The 5,348-nt window shown below is 63.4% G+C and carries 6 protein-coding genes; 1 reads left to right on the top strand and 5 read right to left on the bottom strand.

Features of this window, described 5'->3' with window-relative positions; translation table 11 throughout:
• Positions 1 to 1,028, bottom strand: a 1,028-nt coding sequence (locus Q4P21_RS11825; protein WP_303388969.1) for a 3' terminal RNA ribose 2'-O-methyltransferase Hen1, incomplete at its 3' end; no start/stop codon positions are given.
• A gap of 88 nt (positions 1,029 to 1,116) precedes the next feature.
• On the opposite strand from Q4P21_RS11825, the gene Q4P21_RS11820 reads away from it, so the two are divergent.
• Positions 1,117 to 1,872 (top strand): S9 family peptidase, encoded by a 756-nt coding sequence (locus tag Q4P21_RS11820; protein ID WP_303388968.1) that lies wholly within the window; start codon positions 1,117 to 1,119, stop codon positions 1,870 to 1,872.
• Between the two features lie 58 nt (positions 1,873 to 1,930).
• Here the strand turns inward: Q4P21_RS11820 and Q4P21_RS11815 are convergent, their stop codons facing one another.
• From Q4P21_RS11815 to Q4P21_RS11800, 4 genes are all read right to left on the bottom strand, one after another.
• Positions 1,931 to 2,743: a PaaX family transcriptional regulator C-terminal domain-containing protein gene (locus Q4P21_RS11815; protein WP_303388967.1), complete on the bottom strand. Its 813-nt coding sequence runs from the start codon at positions 2,741 to 2,743 to the stop codon at positions 1,931 to 1,933.
• A gap of 17 nt (positions 2,744 to 2,760) precedes the next feature.
• On the bottom strand, positions 2,761 to 3,999 hold the full coding sequence (locus Q4P21_RS11810) for a kynureninase (protein ID WP_303388966.1): 1,239 nt from the start codon (positions 3,997 to 3,999) through the stop codon (positions 2,761 to 2,763).
• A 53-nt stretch (positions 4,000 to 4,052) separates the two neighbouring features.
• Complete coding sequence (kynA, locus tag Q4P21_RS11805; protein WP_303388965.1) at positions 4,053 to 4,922, bottom strand: tryptophan 2,3-dioxygenase; 870 nt, start codon at positions 4,920 to 4,922, stop codon at positions 4,053 to 4,055.
• A 30-nt stretch (positions 4,923 to 4,952) separates the two neighbouring features.
• Positions 4,953 to 5,348: CocE/NonD family hydrolase C-terminal non-catalytic domain-containing protein (locus tag Q4P21_RS11800; RefSeq protein ID WP_303388964.1), on the bottom strand; the 396-nt coding region annotated here is incomplete at its 5' end.

Below are 5,348 nucleotides of genomic sequence, written 5' to 3'. Positions count from 1 at the left end.
GCTGCTTGTTCCAGCGACCGGGCGGATACATCCGTGCCGAGGATCCGGGTGAAGAAGCCGTCCTTTTGCATCCGGCGCAGCAATGCGCCCGACCCCGCACCAACATCCACTACCTGCCGGGCACCGCAATCCTTCAGCGCCGCCATGACCGCCTCCGCCCGCTGCACGCGCAACGGCTGTGATGAAGCGCCAGCTGAGGCATTCGGGGAAGGGGGCAGCGCCGTCGTACTTTCTACGGGTGGAGTGCCTTCTTCTGCAATGAGTGCATCGGCCACGGCCACCAGGTCCTGCTGGTGGGCGAGATACCGACGGGAGATCAGGCCCCGTTCGGGGTGCCCGGGCAGCCAGCCCTCGCCTTGGCGCACCAACTTCTCAGCCTCGTCATCACTGACCCAGTAATGTTTGCTGTCATCCAGCACCGGCAGCAGGACATAGAGCTGGCGCAGGGCCAGATGCAAAGGGACCGTGCCGGTGAGCGCCAGGGAGCTGTAGCGGGAGTCCTCCCACAAGGGGTAGTCCGGATCCAGCGCGATGGGCTGCTGCTCAACTGTCCAGCCCAAGGGGGAGAACAAACGCTCGGCCAGATCGTTCCCGTCACGGCCTCGGGTGGAGATCACCGGCACGGAAAGTTGCAGCGGCAGCGGCGTGTCGGCCAGCTCCGGGTGGGCTTCGCTGGTGGGTGTCATGGCGTTTCGCAGCACCCTGCCCATGGCGACGGACAGCAGGCTGGAAGCCGTGTAGGGCCGGTCATTGATGTAGTAGTCGAGTACGCCGTTGTCGCCGCGGAAGCGCTTGTTGCGGACCAAGCCGATGGCGTCGACCTCCAACAGCAGGGCCGCGGTGGTTCGCAGCGGTGAATACTCCGGGTAGAACACGTGCGCACTGCCAACGGGCAGCTCAAAGGTTTGCAGACGCCCGGGGTGCTTGCGCAGCAGATGGGACAGCGCCGTGGCGTCGATGGGGGAGTCAGCCCCCGGCTCGAGGGTGATGGTGATCAGCAATGTCCCGCCTTCCAAAGTCCTTTGCACGGCAGGCTTTCAACCGGGCATTGTGAACCACGTTACTGCAGAGTGTTGCCCGGGCGGGCCATGCGGCGCCAGTCGGTAGGGTGGGTGCATGGAAAAGACATCCCGGCAGATTGTTGAGCCGGAACTGGTGAGGTACGGGGCAGCGGACCCGCAGTTCATTGAGCTGTGGGCGCCACGGATAGAAACCCCGAGAGGGTACGCCATCCTCATCCACGGCGGCTACTGGCGGGCCCGGTGGGACGCGACGCTTATGCACCCCCTGGCCCACGATCTGCTGGCCCGCGGCTGGGCCGTGGCGAACATCGAGTACCGCAGTGTTGGCAATGGCGGTGGCTGGCCTGTCACGCTCGACGACGTACTGGCTGGCATCCGCTGTGCCAAGGACGCGCGCCCGCAGTGGTGTGCCTCGGGTGCCGTCGTCACTGTGGGTCATTCAGTGGGGGGTCAGCTGGCGCTGCTGGGTGCCCACCTTGCCGACGCCGTCGTGGCACTGGCACCGGTGACCGACGTGCGGCGTGTCGACGCCGAAGAGCTGGATGACAACGCAGCCCTCGCCTTCATGGGTGGGCACTATGCTGACATGCCGGCGGCCTACGAGCTGGCCTCACCGGTGTGCCAGGTGCCCATTGACAGGCCCATACTTGTCATCCAAGGGGATATTGACGTTTGGGTCCCGGCAGGGCACTCGGAGCACTTCGTTGCCGCCGCGCTCGCGTCGGGGGACGTTGTCGACTTCCGGCAGTCCACGGGCCCGGACCACATGGAGGCGATAGACCCGGCGGCACCGCATTGGGAAGGCGCGGTACGTTGGATGGAGGAGCGCTGTTCTGTGGAGCAGCAATGACTGCCCGGAGCGCCGCCCGGGCGGAGCGCCGCCGTCGAGCATTGAGCCAAGCCCGGATCTAGCGGGAACCGACGACGGAATTGACGAAGGCCTTGCTGGCCAGTGCGTGGGATTCGCTGATCTGCTGGAATATCGCAACGCCTTCGCCACCTGGCCAATCGGAGGGGAGGCAATCGGTGGGCAGCCCGGGGTCTAGATAGGGAATCATGCGCCAGCGGTCAATCAAGTTCACATAGGTGGCAAACGTGTGGGGGTTGGCTCCCACCTCACCCGCGGGGATGTGTTCGTGGAACTTGATGAAGTCCCGATACAGGGCTGCAACAGCGTCAAGATCCCACCAACCGGCGACCACATCGCGCAGTTCCCCGGTGACGTGCGGGCGCGAGGTGGTGAACAGCACCGCCCGTCCGCCCAGGTCCAGTGACTCCAGGATCTCTTCGATCTCCTTGCGCAGATAGTCGGGAGCGACCCACAGACCGGGGGAGACCATACCGCACCCGATCCAATGCAGCTGACGACGCAACTGATGCCGACGCTCGCGTTCTGACTCCGGCAGGGAAAAGGAGATCAAGCACCAGGGGTCGTCGGCATCCATGGACCGGGGGTTGTGGATGCGCCTGTCACCACGCTCCAACATCCGTCCCGCTCGTGAATCCAGCTCATACCCGGCCATCCCCTCACGCGCCGCAGCAACCACCACGCCCTTCTTCCGCAGCCGCGTCAACGCGGTGCGTGTCAGAGTTGCCGGGACCTCCATGGCCTGCATCAGTTCAACCAGGGTGGTGGATGCCATCCATCCACCGGCCTCCCTCAGGTACAAACCTATGACTGTGCGCAACACGGAAGTGGTGCTGCCGGGTCTGGAGTCCATGTCATCCAGAACCGCCGTCACTGCAGTGATACCAGGACGTCCCGGATTGCCTCAATGCCCCGCTGCACCTCGGCAAAGCTGGTGCTTAGCGGTGAGAGGCCAATGCGCAGTCCATGTGGCGGGCGAAAGTCAGGAATCACGCCTTGCTCCCACAGACGAGCTGTGACATCGGCGAACAGCGGATGGTTCACGCTCACATGGGATCCGCGTTGCGACGGCTCGCGGGGACTGGCGATTTCCACGCCGAGTGGTACCAGCAGCTCCTCCGCCAGGGCAATGGCGTGCTCGGTCAGTGCGATCGATTTCTCCCGTATGGCGGCCATTCCGACGTCGGCAATCAGCTCGGTCATGTCCTTCAGCGGCTGCATGGCCAGGATGGGCGGAGTGCCGGTGATGAAGCGCCGCACGTTGGCAGCTGGCTCGAAGTTGGCCGACATCTCGAAAGGATCCGACGCACCCATCCAGCCCCAGATCGGTTGCCGCAGCCGGGAAACCAGAGAGCTGTTGATGTAAGCCAGTGCGGGGGCGCCGGGACCACCGTTGAGGTACTTGTACGTGCAACCCACGGCAAGGTCCACGCCCCAGGCATCAAGTTCCAAGGGGACGGAGCCCACGGAATGGCTCAGGTCCCACATCATCAACCCGCCAGCGTCCTTGACCAGACGGGTGATCGCCGGGGCGTCGGCCAGGGATCCCGAGCGGTAGGCAACATGGCTGAGCAGGACTACGGCAGTGTGGGGCCCGACGGCGGCCGCAACATCCGCTGGTGTGACACCCGCCGTGGGATCCGGATCAATCCACACGATCTCCGCGTCGCGCTCGGCGGCGATGCCCTCGACGATGAAGCGGTCGGTGGGGAAGTTGTCCCGGTCAATGACGAGTTGGTTGCGGCCGGGCTGTCCTTCCAGCCCCGCACGCAGCAACTTGTAGAGCAGCACGGACGTCGAATCGCCGATGAAGGTCTGCCCCGGAGCTGCACCCAGAACAACGTCGCCGAGCCGGTCGCCGACCACCGTGGGCTCGTCCATCCACTTCTCGTCCCATGATCTGATGAGACCGGTGCCCCAATCGCCCTGGATAAAAGTGGCAAGACTGGCGGCCGTCACCCGCAACGGCCGCCCCAGTGAGTTGCCGTCAAGATAGGCAATCACGGAACCGTCCTTGGGTTCGACAAAGCGCTCGCGGTAAGCGGCCAGTTGGTCACTGGCATCAAGCTGTTTGCTGGTGGGTGGGGAAAGCTCCGTGTTGCTGGTCATCGTAGGTGTCCTTCGTGTGACTTGTGACGGGCGTGGTGAGGCGGGGCGTGAGGCTATTTGCCGATTTCGGTGCGGACCGCGAAAAGTTCGGGGAAGAACGTCAGGTCCAGGGCCCGCTTGAGGAAGGCCACGCCCGAGGAGCCGCCGGTGCCGGTCTTGAAACCGATGATCCGCTTGACGACGCTCATGTGGCGGAACCGCCAGGCTTGGAAGTTGTCTTCAAGGTCCACCAGATCCTCGCACGCTTGGTAGAAGCTCCAGGGGGTGGTGACCGACTCATAGATTTCCATGAACACAGGGATGAGCGATTCGTGGAAAACCCACGCTTCGCTGACGTCCCGCTCAAGAACGCTGGCCGGAATGGAGTAGCCAGCACGGGCCAGTGCGTGCAGGAATGCGTCGTAGACGGTGGGCTCATCCAGGAGTGTGGAGAGCAGTGTGTGGGCTTCCGGATCTGATTCAAAGACCTTGAGCATGCCGCGGTGCTTGTTGCCCAAGATGAATTCAACAGCCCGGTATTGGAAGGACTGGAATCCGGAGGCCGAGCCGAGTACTCCGCGGAATTGGGCGTACTCACGTGGGGTGAGTGTGGCCAGTACCGACCACTGCTCGGTGAGGGTCTTCTGGATGTGCTTGACCCGGGCGAGGCACTTCAGGGCCTTGCCGATTTCGTCATGGTCCATCAAACGGCGGCATTCGTTGAGCTCGTGGAGGATGAGCTTGAGCCAGAGTTCGCTGGTCTGGTGCTGGATGATGAAGAGCATCTCATCGTGGTGCTCGGGAGAGCTCACAGGGTGCTGTGAAGAGAGCAGGCGATCCAGATCCAGATAGCTTCCATAGGACATGGTGTTGTGGAAGTCCGTGTGCATCGTACTTTCGATATCGCGGACGCCTTCAGGTGTGTGCATGTTGGGACAGCTCATCAGCTGACTATATCAATATATCGACGGACGTCACAAGGATGAAATTGGCCATTTCGATATGGGCGGAGCCTTTGGAATGACCGGTATCTCCAGCCGTGCAGGGTGTTCGACATCCCAGTGCAGGGTGCAGCGGCCGCGGGGGCTGGAGGCATAGCGCGCCGGGAAATGGCCGAAGAGTGGATTGAGTGGTTCCAGGTAACGGCCGGCCACCAGCAGGCGAAGTGAGTCACCGGCACGGAACAGCGTCGATGATGGCGAGAGCGGGATGTCCAGTTGGACGAGCTCGCCTGGTGAGACCAGCTGCCGTGTCAGGAACGCATGGTCCGGTTGGTGCGGGACTGTTGTGGTGGGGTCGAGTTCGCGCATGGACATGCGCAGCCGCCCGGTCGCCACGCGGTCGCGGCCGTAGCCGTAGGAACCCTCGAA

The sequence above is a fragment of the Arthrobacter sp. genome (assembly GCF_030540645.1).
Lineage (GTDB): Bacteria > Actinomycetota > Actinomycetes > Actinomycetales > Micrococcaceae > Specibacter.
The sequence above is the reverse complement of the archived record's forward strand: the minus strand, read 5'-3'. Positions and strand labels throughout refer to the sequence as shown.